The sequence below is a fragment of the Streptomyces sp. NPDC002403 genome (assembly GCF_053593015.1).
This window is the reverse complement of record NZ_JBSFBQ010000011.1, coordinates 90,209-110,285: the sequence shown is the minus strand read 5'-3', so window position 1 is coordinate 110,285 and position 20,077 is coordinate 90,209. Positions and strand designations below refer to the sequence as shown.

At 72.2% G+C, this 20,077-nt stretch carries 19 protein-coding genes; 11 read left to right on the top strand and 8 right to left on the bottom strand.

Annotated elements, in window-relative coordinates; genetic code table 11:
• The first annotated feature begins 318 nt into the window (after positions 1-318).
• Positions 319-1,494 (top strand): NlpC/P60 family protein, encoded by a 1,176-nt coding sequence (locus tag ACWCPY_RS15515; protein ID WP_451265110.1) that lies wholly within the window; start codon positions 319-321, stop codon positions 1,492-1,494.
• An 82-nt stretch (positions 1,495-1,576) separates the two neighbouring features.
• Here the strand turns inward: ACWCPY_RS15515 and ACWCPY_RS15510 are convergent, their stop codons facing one another.
• From ACWCPY_RS15510 to ACWCPY_RS15490, 5 genes are read right to left on the bottom strand one after another with little or no spacing between them, the layout of a single operon-like run.
• Positions 1,577-2,824, bottom strand: a complete 1,248-nt coding sequence (locus ACWCPY_RS15510; protein WP_451265108.1) for a styrene monooxygenase/indole monooxygenase family protein — start codon at positions 2,822-2,824, stop codon at positions 1,577-1,579.
• A 22-nt stretch (positions 2,825-2,846) separates the two neighbouring features.
• Positions 2,847-3,497, bottom strand: coding sequence for a GTP-binding protein (locus ACWCPY_RS15505; RefSeq protein ID WP_266414357.1), 651 nt, complete (start codon positions 3,495-3,497; stop codon positions 2,847-2,849).
• Positions 3,478-3,891, bottom strand: a complete 414-nt coding sequence (locus ACWCPY_RS15500; protein ID WP_266414359.1) for a DUF742 domain-containing protein — start codon at positions 3,889-3,891, stop codon at positions 3,478-3,480. Before ACWCPY_RS15500 ends, ACWCPY_RS15505 begins: the two co-directional genes overlap by 20 nt.
• Positions 3,888-4,367, bottom strand: a complete 480-nt coding sequence (locus tag ACWCPY_RS15495; RefSeq protein ID WP_329816015.1) for a roadblock/LC7 domain-containing protein — start codon at positions 4,365-4,367, stop codon at positions 3,888-3,890. The genes ACWCPY_RS15500 and ACWCPY_RS15495 overlap by 4 nt, the downstream gene beginning before the upstream one ends.
• Positions 4,364-7,282, bottom strand: coding sequence for a nitrate- and nitrite sensing domain-containing protein (locus tag ACWCPY_RS15490; protein ID WP_451265105.1), 2,919 nt, complete (start codon positions 7,280-7,282; stop codon positions 4,364-4,366). Before ACWCPY_RS15490 ends, ACWCPY_RS15495 begins: the two co-directional genes overlap by 4 nt.
• A 364-nt stretch (positions 7,283-7,646) precedes the next feature.
• Between ACWCPY_RS15490 and ACWCPY_RS15485 the strand changes: the two genes are divergently transcribed.
• A complete protein-coding gene (locus ACWCPY_RS15485) occupies positions 7,647-8,432 on the top strand; it encodes a hypothetical protein (protein WP_451265103.1) in 786 nt (261 codons plus the stop codon).
• Between the two features lie 30 nt (positions 8,433-8,462).
• On the opposite strand, the gene ACWCPY_RS15480 is transcribed toward ACWCPY_RS15485, so the two are convergent.
• Positions 8,463-8,945 carry a MarR family winged helix-turn-helix transcriptional regulator gene (locus ACWCPY_RS15480; RefSeq protein ID WP_362438020.1) on the bottom strand — a complete coding sequence of 161 codons (483 nt, stop codon included), beginning with the start codon at positions 8,943-8,945 and terminating at the stop codon, positions 8,463-8,465.
• A gap of 242 nt (positions 8,946-9,187) precedes the next feature.
• Between ACWCPY_RS15480 and ACWCPY_RS15475 the strand changes: the two genes are divergently transcribed.
• Positions 9,188-10,039: a lysozyme gene (locus ACWCPY_RS15475; RefSeq protein WP_451265101.1), complete on the top strand. Its 852-nt coding sequence runs from the start codon at positions 9,188-9,190 to the stop codon at positions 10,037-10,039.
• Between the two features lie 225 nt (positions 10,040-10,264).
• Positions 10,265-11,023: a polysaccharide deacetylase family protein gene (locus tag ACWCPY_RS15470; RefSeq protein ID WP_451265229.1), complete on the top strand. Its 759-nt coding sequence runs from the start codon at positions 10,265-10,267 to the stop codon at positions 11,021-11,023.
• A gap of 136 nt (positions 11,024-11,159) precedes the next feature.
• Here the strand turns inward: ACWCPY_RS15470 and lon are convergent, their stop codons facing one another.
• A complete protein-coding gene (gene lon / locus ACWCPY_RS15465) occupies positions 11,160-13,583 on the bottom strand; it encodes an endopeptidase La (protein WP_451265099.1) in 2,424 nt (807 codons plus the stop codon).
• A gap of 177 nt (positions 13,584-13,760) precedes the next feature.
• Between lon and ACWCPY_RS15460 the strand changes: the two genes are divergently transcribed.
• The gene (locus ACWCPY_RS15460) at positions 13,761-14,027 is read left to right on the top strand and encodes a hypothetical protein (protein ID WP_451265097.1); all 267 of its coding nucleotides are present in this window, start codon (positions 13,761-13,763) and stop codon (positions 14,025-14,027) included.
• Here the strand turns inward: ACWCPY_RS15460 and ACWCPY_RS15455 are convergent.
• Positions 13,993-14,793 (bottom strand): rhomboid-like protein, encoded by an 801-nt coding sequence (locus ACWCPY_RS15455; protein ID WP_451265095.1) that lies wholly within the window; start codon positions 14,791-14,793, stop codon positions 13,993-13,995. The genes ACWCPY_RS15460 and ACWCPY_RS15455 overlap by 35 nt on opposite strands.
• A gap of 135 nt (positions 14,794-14,928) precedes the next feature.
• On the opposite strand from ACWCPY_RS15455, the gene ACWCPY_RS15450 reads away from it, so the two are divergent.
• From ACWCPY_RS15450 to ACWCPY_RS15425, 6 genes are all read left to right on the top strand, one after another.
• Positions 14,929-15,534: an RNA polymerase sigma factor gene (locus ACWCPY_RS15450; protein ID WP_451265093.1), complete on the top strand. Its 606-nt coding sequence runs from the start codon at positions 14,929-14,931 to the stop codon at positions 15,532-15,534.
• A gap of 20 nt (positions 15,535-15,554) precedes the next feature.
• Complete coding sequence (locus ACWCPY_RS15445) at positions 15,555-16,448, top strand: zf-HC2 domain-containing protein (RefSeq protein WP_451265227.1); 894 nt, start codon at positions 15,555-15,557, stop codon at positions 16,446-16,448.
• 10 nt (positions 16,449-16,458) lie between these two features.
• A complete protein-coding gene (locus ACWCPY_RS15440; protein WP_451265091.1) occupies positions 16,459-17,262 on the top strand; it encodes an ABC transporter ATP-binding protein in 804 nt (267 codons plus the stop codon).
• 11 nt (positions 17,263-17,273) lie between these two features.
• A complete protein-coding gene (locus tag ACWCPY_RS15435; RefSeq protein WP_451265089.1) occupies positions 17,274-18,620 on the top strand; it encodes a hypothetical protein in 1,347 nt (448 codons plus the stop codon).
• On the top strand, positions 18,617-19,240 hold the full coding sequence (locus ACWCPY_RS15430; RefSeq protein WP_451265087.1) for a hypothetical protein: 624 nt from the start codon (positions 18,617-18,619) through the stop codon (positions 19,238-19,240). The genes ACWCPY_RS15435 and ACWCPY_RS15430 overlap by 4 nt, the downstream gene beginning before the upstream one ends.
• 98 nt (positions 19,241-19,338) lie before the next feature.
• Complete coding sequence (locus tag ACWCPY_RS15425; protein ID WP_451265085.1) at positions 19,339-20,031, top strand: spermidine synthase; 693 nt, start codon at positions 19,339-19,341, stop codon at positions 20,029-20,031.
• Positions 20,032-20,077: the final 46 nt, after the last annotated feature.

Genomic DNA, 20,077 nt, shown 5'->3' with positions numbered 1-20,077 from the left:
GGCCGTCACAACCTACACACATTCCGTCATGTGCATGCCTGAAATCACCAAAGGCCTCCTACAACCGAACGAATCGAGCCACCGATACCGACCCCTCGGGGACCCCGACCGGCGAAGGCGGACCCGTAGGCACCGGCGACCCTGCCGCGCTCCGTGCACGAACGGACCCGGCCGGAGCCCGCCCACGGCCTTCCGGGCGAACCCGTCCACCGCCGCGCCGCACGGTTCTTGCATCTCCCGGCACCGGGTGACCGTATTGTCCCGTTGCGCTCACTCTTGGGGTAGTCCCGTGATCGCCCCGTCATCGGAGGTGATGTCGTGTCAGGCGGAGTCTTGCGTACGGCGTGCGCCGCCGCCCTGGCCACGCTCGTCGTGACCTCGCCGGCGGCCGCCGCGCCCGTGGCCCCGGACCCCGCGGCGGGCGGCACGGCGAAGGCGCCCGCGGCACCCGCGGCTGCGAACAGGAGTGTCCCCCAGCTCCTGTCCGAGCTGCGGCAGCTGTACCAGCAGGCCGAGGAGGCCACCGAGGCGTACAACGGGACCGCCGCGGAGCTGAAGAAGCGCGCGGCACAGGCGAAGAAGCTCGACATCGAGCTCGTCGCCGCCCGGACCGCGCTGGCCGACAGCCGCGACGAGGCCGGGCGGCTGGCCCGGGAGCAGTACCAGGGCCGGTCCGACTTCTCCGCGTACGTGCGGCTGCTGCTGTCCCGGGATCCCGAACACCTCCTGGACCAGGAGCATGTGATCCGGCGTGCGGCTTCCGCGCGGGCGGCGACCGTGGAGCGGCTCACCGGCGCCGAGAAGCGCGCCGACGAACTGGCCACCGAGTCCCGCAAGGTGCTCGACCGGCAGCAGGTGCTGGCCACGAAGCGGAAGAAGCAGCGGGACACGGTCCGGTCGCGGCTGAAGGCCGTCGAGAAGAAGCTGGCCACACTCTCCGGCCCGCAGCTCGCCGAGCTGTCCCGCCTCGAACAGCGGGACATGGAGAAGGCGCAGGGCGCCCTGGCCGCCTCGGGGGCGCTGTCCTCGACGAGGCCGCCGTCCGAAGCGGGCGGCGAGGCGGTGAAGTACGCGCTCGCCCAGGTCGGCAAGCCGTACGTGTGGGGCGCGGAGGGACCGGACTCCTTCGACTGCTCGGGGCTCACCTCGCAGTCCTGGGCGAAGGCGGGCCTGGTCATCCCGCGGACGTCGCAGGAGCAGTGGCGCCAACTGCGGAAGGTGCCGGTGAACGCGCTGCGTCCGGGCGACCTGGTGATCTACTTCCCGAAGGCCACGCATGTGGCGCTGTACATCGGCAACGGCCTGGTGGTGCAGGCGCCCCGGCCGGGCTCGCAGGTGAAGGTCTCGCCGGTGGCGTCGAACCCGCTGCTCGGCGCCGTACGGCCCGACCCGCGGAGCGCGCCGCTGTCCGCGTACCAGCCGCCGGTACTCCCGCAGGGGGCCTCCTCCGGCTCGGACGCGGGGTACAGCTCCTCGTCGGCCCCCTCGGCCTGAGGGCAGTGGACGGCGGGCGCGGGAACGGGAGCGGGGCCGGGTCCGGTCGGATGTCCGACGGTCCCGGCCCCGCTGTCGTCGGTCAGGCGGTCTGCGCCGCCCCGGAGACCTCGGCGAGGTACGCGTTGGTCTTCTCCGGGTCGAAGAAGAAGTTGTCGAAGTCCGCCGGGTTGTTGAAGCCGTTGGCGAAGCGGTCGGCGACCGGCTGGAGCTGGCCGGCGGCGCCGATCAGGTTCAGTACGTGCTCCGGCGGTACGCCGAGCATCGCGTTGGTCCACTTCACGACGTGCTGCGCGGTGTCCCAGTAACGGTCGAACGTGGCCTGCATCCACTCCGCGTCGAACTCCCGGTCGCCGTGCTCGATGATCGAGTCCAGGTAGGCGTTGGCGCACTTGGAGGCCGAGTTGGAGCCCTGGCCGGTGATCGGGTCGTTGGCGACGACGACGTCCGCGACGCCGAGCACCAGACCGCCGCCGGGCAGCCGGCCGATCGGCTTGCGGACGGTCGGGGCGTAGCGGCCCGCCAGGGTGCCGTTGGCGTCGGTCAGTTCGACCTTGGTGGCGCGGGCGTACTCCCACGGCGTGAACCGCTCCATCAGCTCCAGCGTCTTCGCCAGGTGCTCGGACGGGTCCTTGATGCCCTGGAACACGTCCAGCGGGCCGCCGGGGACGCCTTCCCAGAACAGGATGTCGGCGCGGCCGGAGGTGGTCAGCGTCGGCATCACGAAGAGCTCGCCGACACCGGGGACCAGGTTGCAGCGGACCGCGTCGAACTCGGGGTGCTCCGGGCGCGGGCCCATGCCGTGGACGTACGCGACGGCCAGAGCGCGCTGCGGGGCGTCGAACGGCGAACGGGAGGCGTCCCGGCCGAACATGGAGACCAGCTCGCCCTTGCCGGCGGAGACCATCACCAGGTCGTAGGTGCGGGAGAAGTAGTCCAGGTCGGAGACGGCCGCGCCGTGGATGACGAGCTGTCCGCCGCGCTGGGCGAAGGTCTCCATCCAGCCGGCCATCTTCACGCGCTGGTCGACGGACTGGGCGAAGCCGTCCAGCTTGCCGACCCAGTCGACGGCGCGCGAGGAGTCCGGTGCCGCGACGGAGACGCCGAGGCCCTCGATGCGCGGGGCCTGGGACTCCCAGAAGTTGAGCTGGTAGTCACGCTCGTGCTGGAGCGCCGTGTGGAACATGCACTGCGTGGACATGACCCGGCCGGAGCGGATCTCGTCGGCCGTGCGGTTGGACATCAGGGTGACTTCGTAACCCCGGGACTGCAGTCCCAGGGCCAGCTGGAGCCCGGACTGGCCGGCTCCGACTATGAGTATCTTCCGCATCGCGGTTCTCCGTTGTGTGTAGCTATGCCGGGGTTGCGTCGAGCGCGTGGCCCACGAGGGCCAGCAGCGACTCGATGACGGTGATCTTGTTACGCGCGTCCATGATCACAACAGGCACGTGCGGCGGGACCGTCAGGGCCTCCCGGACGTCCTCGGCCTCGAACCCGGGGGTTCCCTCGAAGTGGTTGACGGCGACGATGTACGGCAGCCCGCAGCTCTCGAAGTAGTCGAGGGCGGGGAAGCAGTCGGCGAGCCGGCGGGTGTCGGCCATCACGACCGCGCCGATCGCGCCGCGCACCAGGTCGTCCCACATGAACCAGAAGCGCTGCTGGCCCGGTGTGCCGAAGACGTACAGCACGAGGTCGTCGTCGAGCGTGATCCGGCCGAAGTCCATCGCGACGGTCGTGGTGACCTTGTCGGGCGTCGCGGAGAGATCGTCGGTCTCCTCGCTGGCCTGGGTCATCATCGCTTCGGTCTTCAGCGGGGTGATCTCGGAGACCGACCCGACGAAGGTGGTCTTGCCCACGCCGAAGCCGCCCGCGACCACGATCTTCGTGGCGATGGGGGCCCTGGTGTGGTCCAGCTGCCAGGCCTGGAGCGATTCCTCGGCCTGGTCCCTGGCGCCCGGCTGACGCGGGGCGAAGAGCGGCGACTCAGAGACGGCGGAGTCCATTGAGCACCCTTTCGAGCAGTGCGCGGTCGGGCTGGCCGGTGCCGTGACCGGTCCCGTACACGCGGATCTTTCCCTGGTCGGCCAAGTCGCTGAGCAGCACCCGGACCACGCCGAGCGGCATCTTCAGCAGGGCCGAGATCTCCGCGACGGTACGCATCCGGCGGCAGATTTCGACGATGGCCTGGAGCTCCGGCATGACGCGGCCGGCCAGATTGCCATTGGTCAGTTCGCGGCGCTCCTCGGGCGCTTCGAGCGCGGCGACGAACGTCTCGACGAGCAGGACGTGTCCGAAGCGGGTGCGTCCGCCGGTGAGCGAGTACGGACGGACCCGTGCGGGCCTTCGGTCGGACCCGCGGACGGGGAGCCTGCGGGCGGGTTCAGCAGCGGGCTTCACTGGGTGCTCTCCATCGATTTGCGCAGTTCACTGCGGAGTTCGGGGGTGAGTACGTGTCCGGCCCGGCCGACGAAGAGCGCCATGTGGTAGGCGATGACGCTCATGTCGCAGTCCGGGGTGGCGTGCACGCCGAGCAGCGAACCGTCGCTGATCGACATGACGAAGACGCTGCCCTCGTCCATGGCGACCATCGTCTGTTTGACGCCGCCGCCATCCATCAGCTTGGCGGCGCCGATGGTGAGGCTGCCGATGCCGGAAACGATGGTCGCCAGGTCGGCGCTGGAGCCCTTGGGCCCGTCCTGCCCGCCGGTGCTCCGGGTGACCAGATGGCCGGGGTCGGAGGAGAGCAGCATCAGCCCGTCCGACGAGACGACGGTGACCGAGTGGACCCCTGGCACCTCCTCCACCAGATTGCTCAGCAACCAGTGAAGGTTACGGGCCTCGGTACTCAGCCCGAATGTGCTGGGCGCAGTCAACTGCGTGCCTCCTCGACTGTGTCCCCCGTCTCATCCGTCTGGTCGGTCCGTGCCGTGCGTCCATCGGGTGCGGTCGCTCCCGGGAGGGACTGGGTGGCCGTGATCTCGGCGATCTCGGCCTCCACGTCCCGTCGGCCGTCCTTCGCGCCCTGGTGGAAGCCGCCGAGCCTGCGGCGCAGCGCCTCCTTGTCCAGGCTGCCCTTGCGCTCGGTGGTGGGGGCCGCGGTGGGCTTGACGACCTTGGGGGTGCGCTTGGGCAGCCCCTTGTCCGTGATGCGTTCGGTCTGCTGCGGCTGCTGGTCCGGCTGCCGGGGGCCGGGCAGCGCGTCGGCCAGGGGCGTGGGGGCCGGGGTGTACGGCTCCGGGGCGGGGGCCGGGGTGTACGGCTCCGGAGCCGGGTCCGCGGCGCGTTCGTGGCGGTCGGGGCCGATGGCGTACGGGTCGGGCGCCTCGGTCCCGGCAGCGTCCGCAGCGTCCGCGGACGCCGGAACCACCGGGAGCCGGACCTGCATCGTGACCTCGGACTCCGCCTCGACCGGAGCCTTCGCCGGAGCCGGGGCCTCCGCCCGAGCCGGGGCCTGCGCCTCGGCCGGTGCGGGCGAAGGGGCGGCGGGTGCCGCTTCGGCGCCCGCCTCGCGGATCGTCTGCTCGGCGGCGGCGATCAGCGGGTCCTCGGGCAGCCCGGGCGTACGGGCCGGCAGCGCGTTGGAGTTGGCCTCGGCGACCGAACCCGGCAGGTTCAGCGCGGGGGCGTCCCCGGGGATCCGCACCGGCGGCGGAGTGGCCGCCGGGGGCGCCTTCGGCAGCAGGGTCCGCGGCAGGACGACGACCGCCGTGACCCCGCTGCCCTTGTGGTCGCGCAGCTGGACCCGTACGCCGTGGCGCGCGGCCAGCAGGGAGGTGACCTGGAGGCCGAGGCCGGCCCCGGACGCCCCGTTGTCGTCCCGCTCCCCCGCCTCGAACAGGGTGGGGTCGCCGAGCCGGGTGTTGAGCTCGCCCATCCGTTCGGCCGACATCCCGATGCCCGCGTCCTCGACGGAGAGCATCACCTCGCCGCTCTCCAGCAGCCAGCCGGAGAGCTGGACATGGGAGTCCGGCGGCGAGAAGGAGGTGGCGTTCTCCAGGAGTTCGGCGACGAGGTGGCTGAGGTCGTCGGCGGCGAAGCCGGCGATCTGGGCGTGCGGCGGCAGGGACTGGATGGTGACCCGCTCGTACCGCTCGATCTCCGACACGGCCGCGCGCAACACGTCGACCAGCGGGATCGGTCCCGCGTGGCCGTGGCCGTGCTCGGCGCCCGCGAGGACCAGCATGTTCTCGCTGTGCCTGCGCATGACGGTGGCCATGTGGTCGAGCTTGAAGAGGGTGGCGAGCCGCTCGGGGTCGTGCTCCCGCTCCTCCAGGCTCTCGATGACCCCGAGCTGGCGCTCGACGAGGCCGAGGGTGCGCAGCGAGAGGTTGACGAAGGTGTGGTGGACCGTGTTCTTCAGCCGCTCCAGCTGGGCGGTGAGGTCGGCGGCCAGGACCTGGAGCTCGGCGCGCTGGACGGTGAGGGCCTCGCGCCCGGCGATCAGTTCGCCGTGCTCGGCCTGCAGGCTCTCGAAGCGGCCGTTGAACTCGGTCAGGAGCCCCTGGAGCCTGCCGTGCAGGCTGTTGAGGGACCGTACGACCTGGGCGAACTCGTCGTTGCGGCCGGTGTAGCGGACCGGTTCGGCGGTGTCGGGCTCCGCGGCGAGGCGGGCGGCGCCGATCCGCAGGACGGCGAGCGGCTGGGTGAGGGTGCGGGCCACTGCGGTGGAGACGCCGACGGCGACCAGCAGACAGCCGCCGAGCAGCGCGATGCGCAGTTCGAGCGCGGTGACGTCGTCGTCGCGCAACTGCTCCAGGCGCTGGATCTGTTCGGTGCCGAGGGCGGACTCGACGCTCCGCATCCTGTCGATCCGGGCGGAGAGCGCCGCCTCGGCCTTCTTGCGGTCGGTGCTCTGGTCGGAGTCCGACAGCTCGGGGCGGTCGGTGAGGGTGTTGAGGTACTTCTCCGCGCTGTTGACCTCGGGCCCGGTGACGGTGGAGGACAGCTTGTCGCGGGCGGTGGCGCCCGCGGCCTGGTCGAAGTCGGCGAGCGAGGCGAGTTCGCGGACCCGGGCCTGCTGGGCGGCGGCGCTCAGCTCGTCACGGGTGCGGTCGTCCTTGTCGCTGCCGCCGGCCGGGGTCTGCACCGGCAGTCCGGTCACCGGGTCGATCTGGGGGACGGTGACCTTGCGGGGCACCGAGAGCGCGGCGATCAGCAGCCCGCGGGTGGCGGAGGCCTGCTCGGTGGCCCGCCCGAGGGCGAGCGGGGCACGGGTGGCCTCGGCGGCGCGCGGCGGGGTCTTCTCGGCGAGTTCGTCGGCGAGGTCGTGGAGCTTGGCGATGACCTCGGAGTAGGCCTGGTGGGCCTCCACTGCCGTGCCCTTGCCGCTGAGCGCGTCGCGCCGCAGGGAGGGGATGGTGGAGAGGTCGCGGCGCAGTGCGGCCGGGGCCGTGGCCCTGATCTCGTCGACCTGCTGGTCGACGCGGCCGCTCCGGCTGCCGGAGTCGTCCTTGCCGTCCGTCGTACCGGACTTCTCGTCACGCCCGGCGGCGATCCGGGCGGTGACCTCGTCGCGCTCGTCCGCGAGGGCGTGGGCGAGGGCGATGGCCTGTTGGTTCAGCTCGGCGAGGGTGACCAGCCGCTGAGATTCGTTCAGTTCGGAGGAGGCGGCGAGGATCGCGGGCGCGCCCGCGGCGATGACGGTGATACCGACGACCGCGACACCGGCGACCAGCCGGCTCCGCACACGCACGGTACGCCGGGCGCCCTCGCTCTCGGCAGGTGCCGGTGGCGTCACCCCGGAACCGTGCTGCTTGCCGCCCTTGCTCCGAGGCCGCTTCTTCTGCACCGGTGCTCGCAATCTTGACTCGTCCGCCCTTGAAGCAGAGGTGACGCACGGTCACATGTAATGAGCGCCCCGACCCCTGTACGGCTTCTGACCATTCCAGTGCTTTTGAGAGGGGGGCGCGCATCAACCACTCCGCCACCTGAACGAGTGAACATCACTCCAGAGTTGGCGAACAAGTTTGCCCCGGGCGCCCTTCGGCCACACCTGGTCCGTCGGCTGGAACTTCCGCGCAGGCTTTGGCAGGATGCCCGCCCGCACGCCCCACGGAGCCATTCCTTCCGCTCCGACCACTCGTCTGACCTGCTGGTACAGGCCAATCCGCGCCAGGTGCAGGGCTCGTGAAGGCGTCGTGCAGACTGGCCGTATGCGCATCGAACTGGCCACCGCCGCCGGCAGCCCGGAACGCCCGAACGAGGATTGGGCCGCCACCGCGCTTCCCGCTTCCGGCCAGGGTGGAGCCGTGATCCTGCTCGACGGGGTGACGCCGCCGCGGGGCGGGGACGGTTGTGTGCACTCGGTCCCCTGGTTCACCGCCCGACTGGGCGGCGCCCTGGTCGAACTGTCCGGTTCGCGGCCGGATCTGACCCTCCAGGAGATCCTGGCAGTGTCCATCCGACGCACCGCCGACACACACCGCCCCCTGTGTGACCTTTCTCACGTCCGCACACCGCAGGCGACGGTCGTCATGGCCCGCTGGGACGAGCGCGAGATCGAGTATCTGGTGCTCTCCGATTCCGTACTGCTGTTCGAGGCGCACGACGGAAGTGTGCGCCCCCTGCTCGACGACCGGCTCGACCGGCTGCCGCCCGGCACGCTGAGCAGCGAGGCGGTCGCCGACGCCCGGGCACGGAACAAGGAGGGCGGCTTCTTCACCGCCGCCGCCGATCCGTCCGTGGCGTCCCGCGCGGTCACCGGGCGCACCCCGATCGACCGGGTGCGGGCGATCGCCGCGCTGACCGACGGGGCGGCCCGCTGGACCGAGATGTTCCACGAGGGCGACTGGGCGGACTGCCTCGGCGTTCTCCACAAGGAGGGGACGCAGGGGCTGATCGACCGCGTCAGGGCCCTGGAGGACGGGGACACCGGGCACAGGCGGCTGCTTCGCGGGAAGACCCACGACGACGCGACGGCCGTGTACGCGGTGCTGTGACGGCGCGCCGGAAGGCGTGCCCGGCGCGCGTCAGTCCTCGGCGCGCGCGTTCAAGTGGTGCAGCAGCCGGGCCAGTTCGGCCACCTCGGCCCGGTCCCAGTCGTCGAGCTTGCGGACATAGCGCTCACGGCGGGCGTCGCGCACACTGCGGTAGCGGTCCAGCCCCTCGGCGGTGAGGTGGACGAGAAAGGCCCGGCCGTCGGCCGGATCGGGTTCACGGGCCACCAGTCCGAGATCTTCCAGGGCGCGCAGTTGACGGCTCATGGTCGCCTTGCCCACCCCGAAGTAGGCCGCGAGATCGGTGGCCCGCTGCTGCCCGGCCGATTCCAGCCGGACGAGAAGTCCGTACGCGGCGGCCTCCAGTTCCGGGTGGACCTCACGCGCCATCTCCCCCGAGTTCGCCCGCGCGCGGCGCAGAAAGACGGCCAACTCCCGCTCCAGGGCGAGGAATGCGTGGTCCACACCACTCCCCCCGGTCGCGCCGGGTTCACTACCGCTTTCGCTCCCGTGCACGTCAACACCCCTCGTGAGCTTTCCTGTCGCTGAAAATTTCTTTCGCCGCTGGTCATCACCGCAGCTCCGCCAGTATTTCGTAGGCGTAGACCAACGGCGGCGACCAGGCCCCCTTCCGCAGCACGGGTCTACGTGCGTAGCGTCATGCATGGCATGTTCACACCATTACATGTCTGCAGGGGTGCGCCCACGCCCCCCTGGGATCAGCACGTCCCCCCACCACGTCCTCGGAGGCACTCCCCATGCCGGTGCTCAGATCCACGTCCAAGACGTCCCGCCGCTCGCGCTTCGCGGCGGCCGGAACCCTGCTCGCAGCCCTCTCCCTGCTGCTCACCCTGCCCGGCGCGGCCAGCGCGGCCGGCACCCATGACGCGGCTGCCAAGAAGCCCGCCCGCGGCACGGCCACGATGGGCATGGGCGTCATCGCCCACGACGGCCAGGACGGACTGCCGCGGGACACCCGCGCCGTCCAGACCGAAGGCGTCGACGTCTCCGGCCACCAGGGCAACGTCGCCTGGTCGACGCTCTGGAACAGCGGTGTGAAGTGGGCCTACACCAAGGCCACCGAGGGCACGTACTACAAGAACGAGTACTTCGCGCAGCAGTACAACGGCTCGTACAACGTGGGCATGATCCGGGGCTCGTACCACTTCGCCACCCCGAACACCACGAGCGGCGCCACCCAGGCCAACTACTTCGTGGACAACGGGGGAGGCTGGTCGCGGGACGGCAAGACGCTGCCCGGCGTGCTCGACATCGAGTGGAACCCGTACGGCGACCAGTGCTACGGCCTGAGCCAGGCCGGCATGGTCTCCTGGATCCGCGACTTCGTGAACACGTACAAGGCGCGCACCGGACGCGACGCGGTCATCTACACCGCTACCAGCTGGTGGCAGACCTGCACCGGCAACAACGCGAGCTTCGGCGCCACCAACCCGCTGTGGGTGGCGCGTTACGCCTCCACGGTCGGCGAGCTCCCGGCCGGCTGGGGCTTCTACACGATATGGCAGTACACCTCGTCCGGCCCCACGGTCGGCGACCACGACCGCTTCAACGGCGCCCTCGACCGCGTGCAGGCCCTCGCCAACGGCTGAGCCGGCCCACCGCGCCCTCGCGGCCCCACCGCTCCGCGCAGCAGAGCCCCGGTGATCGGAAGATCCCCGGGGCTCTGCTCGTTCCACGCCTCCGACCAGGGGTTCTTCACTCTCCGGACCGACAGCGGACCCCCTATACATCAGGTGTATACGCCCTATGTATAGTCCTTCTCTGCCGCACATCGTGCGCCCTGTACAGCTACGGAGGAGTGACCCGCCTTGTCCATGAAGACGAAGTCGATCGGTACGGGGTTGGCCGCCGCCCTTGTGACGGCGCTCACCCTGACGCTGAGCGGCTGCTCCATGCAGACCACCGCGCCCGCCTCGGCGCGCGGTGACGCGGGCTCCGACGCCAAGGGCTCCTTCGGTCCGGTGGACTGCCGCAAGGCGAAGTGCATAGCGCTGACCTTCGACGCGGGACCGGGCGAGGACACCCCGCACCTGCTGGACATCCTCAAGGAGAAGAAGGTGCACGCGACCTTCTTCCTGCTGGGCAAGAACCACGTCAAGAAGCACCCCGACACCGTGCGCAGGATCGCCGCCGAGGGGCACGAGGTGGCCAACCACACCTGGACGCACCAGGTCCTGACGGACCGCAAGCCGGCCGACATACGCGCCGAGCTGAAGAAGACGCAGGACGCGATAGCGGAGATAACCGGCAAGAAGCCGCGCCTCATGCGCCCGCCGCAGGGCCGCACCGACGACACCGTCTCGGACATCAGCCGCGACCTGGGGCTCTCCCAGATCCTGTGGAGCGCCACCGCGAAGGACTACTCCACGACCGACTCGGCGCTGATCAAGAAGCGCATCCTGGACCAGGCGAGCAAGGACGGCGTCATCCTGCTGCACGACATCTACAAGGGCACGGTGCCCGCGGTGCCGGGCATCATCGACGAGCTGAAGAAGCAGGGCTACACCTTCGTCACCGTCCCGCAGCTGATGGCGCCCGCCGAGCCGGTCCCGGGGACCATCTACCGCCCCTGAGCCGGGCACGGAACACGCGGACACGGAAGGTCCCGCCCACCCGTTGCCGGGCGGGCGGGACTTCACGGACCCGGCCCGGGGCGTCCCGTTCGGACCATGCCGGCCTCGGGGGGCGGCGTGATCCGAACGGAAACCCCTAGGCGGCCGCCGGGATCCTCTCCTCGGGCCTTGCCGCGGCGGCCGGGGCCAGGGCGATCTCCAGGACCTGGCGGACATCGGTCACCGGGTGGACCTCCAGCGTGTCCAGGACCTCGGCGGGGACGTCGTCGAGGTCGGCCTCGTTCCGCTTCGGGATCACCACGGTGGTGATCCCGGCCCGGTGCGCGGCCAGCAGCTTCTGCTTCAGGCCGCCGATCGGCAGCACCCGTCCGGTCAGCGAGACCTCACCGGTCATCGCCACGTCCGTACGGACCAGCCGTCCGGAGAGCAGCGACGCCAGCGCCGTCGTCATGGTGATGCCGGCGCTCGGGCCGTCCTTCGGGACCGCGCCCGCCGGGAAGTGGATGTGCACGCCGCGGTCCTTCAGGTCCGCGACCGGCAGCTCCAGCTCCGCACCGTGCGACCGCAGGAAGCTCAGCGCGATCTGCGCGGACTCCTTCATGACGTCGCCGAGCTGACCGGTGAGGGTCAGTCCGGACGCCCCGGTCTCCGGGTCGGCCAGTGACGCCTCCACGAACAGCACGTCGCCGCCCGCGCCGGTCACCGCGAGTCCGGTGGCCACACCGGGCACCGACGTACGGCGCTCGGCCGGGTCCTGGGCGGACTCGGGAACGTGGTGCGGACGCCCGATCAGAGCGCGCAGATCCGCTTCGGTGACCGTGAACGGAAGCTCCCGGTCGCCCAGTTCGTGCTGGGCCGCGACCTTGCGGAGCAGCCGGGCGACGGCCCGCTCCAGATTGCGTACGCCCGCTTCACGGGTGTACTCGCCGGCCAGCTTGCGCAGCGCGGACTCGTCGAGCGTCACCTCGTCCTTCTCCAGACCGGCCCGCTCCAGCTGGCGCGGGAGCAGGTGGTCCCGGGCGATGACGACCTTCTCGTCCTCGGTGTAGCCGTCCAGCCGGACCAGCTCCATGCGGTCGAGCAGGGCCTCCGGGATCGCTTCGAGCACATTGGCCGTGGCCAGGAAGACGACATCGCTGAGGTCGAGTTCGACCTCCAGGTAGTGGTCGCGGAAGGTGTGGTTCTGCGCCGGGTCGAGGACTTCGAGCAGGGCGGCGGCCGGGTCGCCCCGGAAGTCGGAGCCGACCTTGTCGATCTCGTCGAGCAGGACGACCGGGTTCATCGAGCCGGCCTCCTTGATGGCCCGCACGATCCGTCCGGGGAGGGCGCCCACGTACGTACGCCGGTGGCCCCGGATCTCCGCCTCGTCCCGCACACCGCCGAGCGCGACGCGGACGAACTTGCGGCCCATGGCGTGTGCGACGGACTCGCCGAGCGAGGTCTTTCCCACGCCCGGAGGCCCCACCAGCGCCAGCACGGCACCGCCGCGCCGCCCGCCGACGACCCCCAGGCCGCGGTCGCAGCGCCGCTTGCGGACGGCGAGGTACTCGGTGATGCGCTCCTTCACGTCCTGGAGCCCCGCGTGCTCGGCATCGAGGATCTCCTGGGCGCCCCGGATGTCGTAGGCGTCCTCGGTCCGCTCGGTCCACGGCAGTTCGAGGACGGTGTCGAGCCAGGTCCGGATCCAGGAGCCCTCGGGGCTCTGGTCGGAGGAGCGCTCCAGCTTGTCGACCTCCTTGAGCGCGGCCTCGCGGACGTGCTCGGGAAGGTCGGCGGCCTCGACGCGGGCCCGGTAGTCGTCGGACTCGTCCTCCGGATCACCGTTGAGCTCGGAGAGCTCCTTGCGCACGGCTTCGAGCTGGCGCCGCAGCAGGAACTCGCGCTGCTGCTTGTCGACGCCCTCCTGGACGTCCTTGGCGATGGATTCGGCGACGTCCTGCTCGGCGAGGTGTTCGCCGAGCCACTGGATGGCGAGCTTCAGCCGGGCGACCGGGTCCGCGGTCTCCAGGAGCCGCACCTTCTGGGCGGTGGTGAGGAAGGGCGAGTAACCGGAATTGTCGGCGAGCGCGGAGATGTCCTCGATCTGCTGGACCCGGTCCACGACCTGCCAGGCGCCGCGCTTCTTCAGCCAGCTGGTGGCGAGCGCCTTGTACTCCTTGACCAGCTCGGCGGCGGCTCCGGGAAGCGGGTCGGGGACGACCGCGTCGATCCGGGTCCCCTCCACCCAGAGCGCCCCGCCCGGCCCGCTGGTCCCGGCCCCGATCCGCACCCGGCCCCGGCCGCGGATCAGCGCGCCCGGATCCCCGTCCGAAAGCCGTCCGACCTGCTCGACGGTGCCGATGACACCGGTCCCGGTGTACGTCCCGTCGATCCGCGGCACCAGCAGCACCTCGGGTTTGCCGCCGCCGTCCCGGGCCGCGGCCTGTGCGGCCTCGACGGCGGCACGTACATCGGTGTCGGACAGGTCCAGAGGCACCACCATCCCGGGCAGCACGACCTCGTCGTCGAGCGGCAGCACGGGCAGGGCGAGCGGAGTGACCGCATCGGAATCGGTAGCCATGATCTCCCCTTCGGCAGTCAAGTTGAGCTATGCAGACTCAATGCTCCTGAGCCGCTCATTGTTCCCCGGGGAGTGTTCGCTCTGAGCGATCATCCGATCGCTCTCGTGAAACGGCGATGGCGGCGAAGGGCCGCCGGAGCCACCACGGAGGCCTGACGCCGACGCCTGGTACGCGGCGTGGCGCGACGGCTCGTACGGTCCGGCTTCACCCTGGTCATGCCGCGCCGGCGCGGCTGGACCAGCGACCTCGCCGAGTCCGCCGAGGTGTTCGCCCGCTACTACCCCGACCACCCGGAGCGGACCGAGCAGCTGCGGCCGGCCGCACGCGCCGGCCGCGCCCCCTGCGCCGACCCGGCCGTCGTCGCGATGCTCATCGACGACCTGGCACCCTGGCCGGCGGCCGAGTACCTCACGGTGCACGGCGCGAAGGCGCCACGCCCCTGACCGCTCCCTTGGCCGCACCGGCCCGGCGCAGCAGCGGCCAGCAGGCCACTCCGAGCAGCAGCGCCAGCGGATGGCCCCAGTTGGTGAGCGGGTTGCTCAGTTCGACCAGGTCCCGTGCCAGCATCACGCCCACCCCGCCGAGCACCAGCACCCGCAGCAGCGGGGTGAACAGCCCGCTCAGCGCGCCCACGCTCGCCATCAGCCCGAAGCTGATGCCGTAGTCGAGGCGGTGCAGGGACGACTCCGGCAGATGCCCGGCGACCACGGAGAGCCCGACCGGGATCTCCGTGGCGAGCGTGGCCACGACATGGCCGAGCACGAACACCCCGGCGGTCCGCCACCCCCCGATGCGGCGTTCCAGCGCGGTCAGTACGAGGGCGAAGGCGACGACGTACGGGGAGGTGAGCCCGCCGACGACCCACAGGGCGCTGGCGACCAGGACGAGCAGCGGGGTCTCGCCGAGGTGTGCGACGTCCGTGCTCGATTCGCGCAGCACGGCGGCGACGGTGCCGGGATCGGCGTACTCCATGAAGAGGGACGTGGCGACCAGCACCAGCAGGTAGCCGAAGGTGAAAGGGGTTCCGGTGGGTGTCGGGAGCAGCCGCGGCCACCGGTAGGACCTGTGGACCGGATTCGGCGGGGCCGCGGGGCCGCCCGTACGGTCCCGGCACGGGACGGCGGCCGCGCGGTTCTGGCACGGGACGACGTCGAGCAGCGGAGCCTCGCGGGGTTCTTCGTGGACCGCCCTGTCCGTACGCTGATGCACCTCGCAAGGTCCCTTTCCATGACAAGCCCCCCGAGGCAACGTTTCACCCTCGGTGATCCTCCCTCAGACCGCCTGTGGCGTGAGCCACACACGCCGTCCGTGAACCGGCTCGGATCCGTGGCCCGATAGAGGGGTGTGAAGCTGTTGCGCCCCTCGGGGGAGGACCCGGACGACGACCACGCCCTGCTGCGTGCCGTCGCACAGGGAGACACGGAGGCCCTGGCGACGCTCTACGACCGGCATGCCGGCTGGCTGCTGGCCCGGCTGGGCAGGCGGTGCGCGGATGCCGAGACGGTACGGGAGGTGCTTCAGGACACCTTTGTCACGGTCTGGCGCTCCGCCGGTTCGCACCGCGGCTTCCGGGTCGGCGGCTGGCTGTGGGTGATCGCCTCGCGCCGGCTGGTGGACGCGCAGCGGGCCGACGCCCGTACCCGTCTCGCCGCCCGGGCCGAGCGGACCGGGACCAACGAGTGGGCCGCCACCGTGCCGTCCGCCGAGGAACGGGTGCTCGCCGGGCTGGAGTACGGGGATGTGGGCGCCGCGCTCGACCGGATCTCGCCCGAGCTGCGGGAGGTCCTGCGCGCCACGGTCATCGACGGGCTGACGACCCGCGAGACGGCGCGGCTCCTCGGCATACCCGAGGGCACGGTCAAGACCCGGGCGATGCGGGCCAGGCGCGAGCTGCGCGCCGCGCTGGAGCTGTCGGTTCCGGAGCCCGGACCGCTGGGAGGAACGGCGTGACCAGGAGGGGAGGCGACGGCATGCCCCGGTGGCATGTGAGCGCGGAGCTGGCCGGGCGGTACGCCGCCGGTTCGATGGCGGAGACCGACGCGTGGTCCGTGGAGAAGCACGTGGAGGCGTGCGGGGGGTGCGCGGCGCGGATCTCGGCGGCGGTGCGGGCCCGGCCGCAGGCGGGTGCGGCGCTGGACACGGTACGCGCGGGGGTGCTGGCCGCGGTGACGGCCGAGGGGGCGCCCGCGAGGGGGCCCGCCCGCAGCGCCCGGCGCCGCTCCCCCGGGGCCGCGACCCGCGCCGGGCGGTTGCTGTGGGCCGCCGGGCCCGCGCTGCGCGCTCCGTGGCTGGCGGCTCTGGTGCTGGTGGCCGTCGGGGCCCTCGCGCTGGCGTACGGGGCCGGGGCCGGCGATGCCGTCCGCCCGCTGCTCCTCGTCGTCGCGCCGGTGCTGCCGCTGGCCGGGGTCGCCCTCTCCTACGGCCGGCACGCGGACCCGATGCACGAGATCACCGCTGCCACCCCGTCCGGCGGGCTGCGGCTGCTGCTGACCAGAACCGCCGCGGTGCTCGCCGTGAGCATCCCGGCGCTCACCCTCGCCGGGGCGGCGCTGCCCCCGTCCGCCGGGTGGCCCGGTGCGGCGGCCTGGCTGCTGCCGGGGCTCGCGATGACGCTGGCGGCGCTCGCCCTCGGTTCGTACGTCGGCTGCCGCACCGGGGCCACGTCCATCGCCGTGACCTGGGCGGCCGCGGTCGTCCTGCCCGTCTTCGCCATGTCCCGCCCGGCGACCGCGGGGGCGGCGGCCGAGGCCGCACGGTACTTCGCCGGGCCCGCCGCACAGGCCGGCTGGGCGGCGGGCGCGCTGATGTGCGCCGCGCTGCTCGCCGTACGCCGTAGATCATTCGACCACCTGGAGAAGTTGTGAGCGTGACAGCATGAGCGGCACCGAGGCCATGAACACGGTCGAGGTCAGGGCGCTGACCTTCCGGCACCGCAGGACGACCGCGCTGGACGCCGTCGATCTCGACCTCGCGCCCGGCGTGCACGGGCTGCTCGGACCGAACGGCGCGGGCAAGACCTCGCTGATCCGGGTGCTCGCCACCGTCGCGGCGCCGTCCGGCGGCCGGGTGGAGCTGCTCGGCGAGGAAGTCGGCGCCGGGTCGGACCACCGCGGCCGGGCGGCGGTCCGGCGCAGGCTCGGCTATCTGCCGCAGGAGTTCGGTTACTACCCGGGCTTCACGGTCCGCGAGTTCGTCTCCTACGTGGCCTGGCTCAAGGAGATGGACGCGTCGGCGGTCCCGGCGGCCGTGGAACGCGCGGTGGACCGGGTGGGCCTGGCGGACCGGATCGACGCCCGGGTGAAGACCCTGTCGGGCGGCATGGTGCGGCGTGTCGGCATCGCCCAGGCGATCGTCAACGATCCGGACCTGCTGCTGCTCGACGAGCCGACCGCCGGCCTGGACCCGGAACAGCGGGTCGAGTTCCGGGCGCTGATACGGGAGCTGGGCCGCACCACCACCGTGATCGTCTCGACCCACCTGGTCGAGGACGTCGCCGCGGCCTGCGCCGATGTCACGCTGATCGAGGCGGGCCGGATCGCGTACCGGGGCACGACGCGGGAGCTGACCGAACTCGGCGGCACCGGGGACGGCGGGGCGGAGCCGCCGGACGGCAATCCGATCGAGCGCGGTTACACCTGCGCGCTGCGGGCGCACCGGGCGGCGGTGGCGAACCGATGACGACCTCCGCCATGCCCGGAAGGACCTCGCCCCCGAGGACCTCACCCGGGAAGACCCCGCCCCGCAAGCGCCCGGCCCGCGCGGCCCTGCGCACCGCCCCGCGGACCGAACTCCGGCGCGGGATCGCCCCCTGGACGGGCCTCGCCGTCGCCCTCACCCTCCTCGTCCCGCTCTGGAGCAAGGCGGCCCAGTGGCAGGGAAGCTGGGGCGAGACGCAGACCCAACTGCACGCGGCGGCGGCGCTGCTCGGCGGCCCGCTCGTCGCCGCGGCCGCCTGCTGGCAGGGCGGCCGGGAGCACCGCCGGCGCACCGCCGAGCTGCTGCTCTCGGTCCCGCGCAGCCGGGCGGCGCAGGTGATGGTGGCCGCGACGCCGATCGTGCTGTGGGCGGCGGCCGGGTATCTGCTCGCGCTGGCCGTGGCGTTCGCGGCGACGGCTCCGTACGCCGGGGCGGGCGGGCCGTCCCTCTCGATCGCCGTCACGGATCTCGGTCTCCTGCTGTCCCTCGGCTCCATCGGCTTCGTGGTCGGGCGGCTGGTGCGGTGGCGGCTGACCGCCCCGGTGCTCGCAGCCGTTCTCTACGTACTCCTGGGGGCCCCGGGTTATGTGGAATCGCGCGCCCGGTTCCTGAGTCCCGCCGAGCAGTACGCGCTGAACGGGCAGGTCCCGGTCTGGTGGTTCGCACCGGTCCTGCTGGCCTGGACGGGCGGCATCGCCGCCACCGTGCTGCTCGCGTACGCGGCCCGGCGGCGTCTGCTGGCCGTCGTACCGCTCGCGCTGGCGGTCGCGGCGGGGGCGGTGATCGTGCCGACGGGCGAGAACCTGCTGCCGGACGACCCGACCGCGCGACGCAGGGTCTGCTCGGCACCGGCACCCGGCACACCGCGGCTCTGCGTGACGGCGCCCTACGCCCCGGTGCTGCCCAGCGTGTCCGCCGCCCTGGCCGGCATGTTCTCGCGCCTGGAGGGAGTCCCGGGCGCACCGGTCGCGTACGTGGGCTCCGAGTTCGACCCGAAGGACGACGAAGCCGCCCTGGCCCATGTCTCGCGCGGCTGGAGCGTCACACGGAACGAGCTGACCGATCCCCGGGCGTACGCCTCGGAAACCGCGCTGGGCCTGACGTCGCGCGACTGTTCGAACGTGCCGCACTGGAGCAAGCGCGAGGGGGCGAAGCGGGCGAATCTCACGGACGACGCCGTACGCACCTGGCTGGCCGGCGGGAACTCCACCTGGGCCCCGGAAGCCCGCCCCCTCGTCGCCCGTCTGGAGGCCATGCCGGACGCCGAGCGCAGGGCCTGGCTCGGCCGCTACCTGGCCACCCGGAAGAGCTGCGCGCCCGCGGAGGTACCGGCCCTGTGAGCACGCACCCGGCCCACGCGGCTCTCCCCCTCCTCTACATCCGTTCCCGTGCCCTCCCCCTCACCGCCGCCACCCTGGCCTGCATCACGCTCGTCGCCGCATGGGCCGCCCGCTGGCTGCAGGACCAGCCGTACTTCGACCACACCGCCCGCGTCCCGGTCGTCGTGCTGGCCCCGCTGCTCGCCTCCGGCGCGATCGGCACCGGCCTGCACGCGCACTCCGACGAGCTGGACCGGACCGCCGTGGGCCGCTGGTGGCCGCGCCGGCTGCTGCATCTGCTGGCGCTGACCGCGGCGGCGGCCGGGGCGCTCGCGCTGGCGGTCCCGGGGCACCCGGAGGCGTTCGGCGCACCGGCCATGCTGCGCAACGTGCTCGGCGCGACAGGGGTGGCCGCGGCCTCCGTCGCGCTGCTCGGTGCCCGGCTGAGCTGGCTGCCGATGACGGTGTACGGCGGCGCCGTCTACCTGGCGGCGCCCCGCACCCCGGGCGGCGCGGCGGCGGTGTGGGCCTGGCCGATGCAGCCGGGGCCGCAGGAGGCTGCGTGGGTGGTGGCCGTGACGGCGTACGCGGCCGGGGCGGTGCTCCTCGCGGTGCGCGGCGCGCGCCCGGAGCGCGGGTAGCCCGGCAGCGGACGGATCCGGCAATCCGCTGGCCTCCGGCGGCACCGACCGGACAGGATGGCGGGGACCCTGTCCGCCGTCCACCGGAGACCCGCACCATGCCCGACTTCCACCGCTCCGATGCCCTCACCCCCGTCACGCTCGACCGCCGCGAAGGCCCGTACGGCGAGGTCGTTCTGCGGGAGCGGGGTGACGACTTCGAGATCATCGCCAACGGGTGCTTCCTGATGGACACCTCGGACGGGCGCTCCGAGCGGCTGCTGATCGACGCGGCGCTGGCCGCCCTGCCCGCCGGCCGGTCCGCCCCGTCGGTGCTCATCGGGGGTCTGGGCGTCGGTTTCTCGCTCGCCCGGGCCGCCGCCGAGCCGCGGTGGGGGCGGATCGTCGTGGCCGAGCGGGAGCAGGCGATCGTGGACTGGCACCTGGAGGGGCCGCTGGCCTCGATCTCCGGTGCGGCGCTCGCCGATCCGCGTACCGGGATCCTGACGACGGATCTGGTCGAGTACCTGAGCACGACTACGGACCGTTACGACGCTCTGTGTCTGGACATCGACAACGGGCCGGACTGGACCGTCACCGAGGACAACACGAGCCTCTACTCCCCCGCCGGTCTCGCGGACTGCCGGGAGCGGCTGACGCCGAGCGGCGTTCTCGCAGTGTGGTCCGCACAACCGTCCGCCGACTTCGAACAGGCCCTGCGGAATGCCGGATTCGATGGGGTAAGAACCGAAGAGGTCAACGTTGCCCGAGGTGTGCCCGACGTGGTGCATCTCGCACTTCGGACAGACTGAGATTCCCCCACCGGGTATCACCGCCCCCGGACGCCCGGGGGCCAAG

What these genes read in the sequence shown, in the direction of transcription:
- ACWCPY_RS15445 (WP_451265227.1), top strand. Translation starts at nt 15,555, where the DNA reads ATGCCCCGGTGGCATGTGAGCGCGGAGCTGGCCGGGCGGTACGCCGCC.
- ACWCPY_RS15435 (WP_451265089.1), top strand. Translation starts at nt 17,274, where the DNA reads ATGCCCGGAAGGACCTCGCCCCCGAGGACCTCACCCGGGAAGACCCCG.
- ACWCPY_RS15440 (WP_451265091.1), top strand. Translation starts at nt 16,459, where the DNA reads ATGAGCGGCACCGAGGCCATGAACACGGTCGAGGTCAGGGCGCTGACC.
- ACWCPY_RS15425 (WP_451265085.1), top strand. Translation starts at nt 19,339, where the DNA reads ATGCCCGACTTCCACCGCTCCGATGCCCTCACCCCCGTCACGCTCGAC.
- lon (WP_451265099.1), bottom strand. Translation starts at nt 13,583, where the DNA reads ATGGCTACCGATTCCGATGCGGTCACTCCGCTCGCCCTGCCCGTGCTG.
- ACWCPY_RS15505 (WP_266414357.1), bottom strand. Translation starts at nt 3,497, where the DNA reads ATGGACTCCGCCGTCTCTGAGTCGCCGCTCTTCGCCCCGCGTCAGCCG.
- ACWCPY_RS15470 (WP_451265229.1), top strand. Translation starts at nt 10,265, where the DNA reads ATGAAGACGAAGTCGATCGGTACGGGGTTGGCCGCCGCCCTTGTGACG.
- ACWCPY_RS15475 (WP_451265101.1), top strand. Translation starts at nt 9,188, where the DNA reads ATGCCGGTGCTCAGATCCACGTCCAAGACGTCCCGCCGCTCGCGCTTC.
- ACWCPY_RS15485 (WP_451265103.1), top strand. Translation starts at nt 7,647, where the DNA reads ATGCGCATCGAACTGGCCACCGCCGCCGGCAGCCCGGAACGCCCGAAC.
- ACWCPY_RS15510 (WP_451265108.1), bottom strand. Translation starts at nt 2,824, where the DNA reads ATGCGGAAGATACTCATAGTCGGAGCCGGCCAGTCCGGGCTCCAGCTG.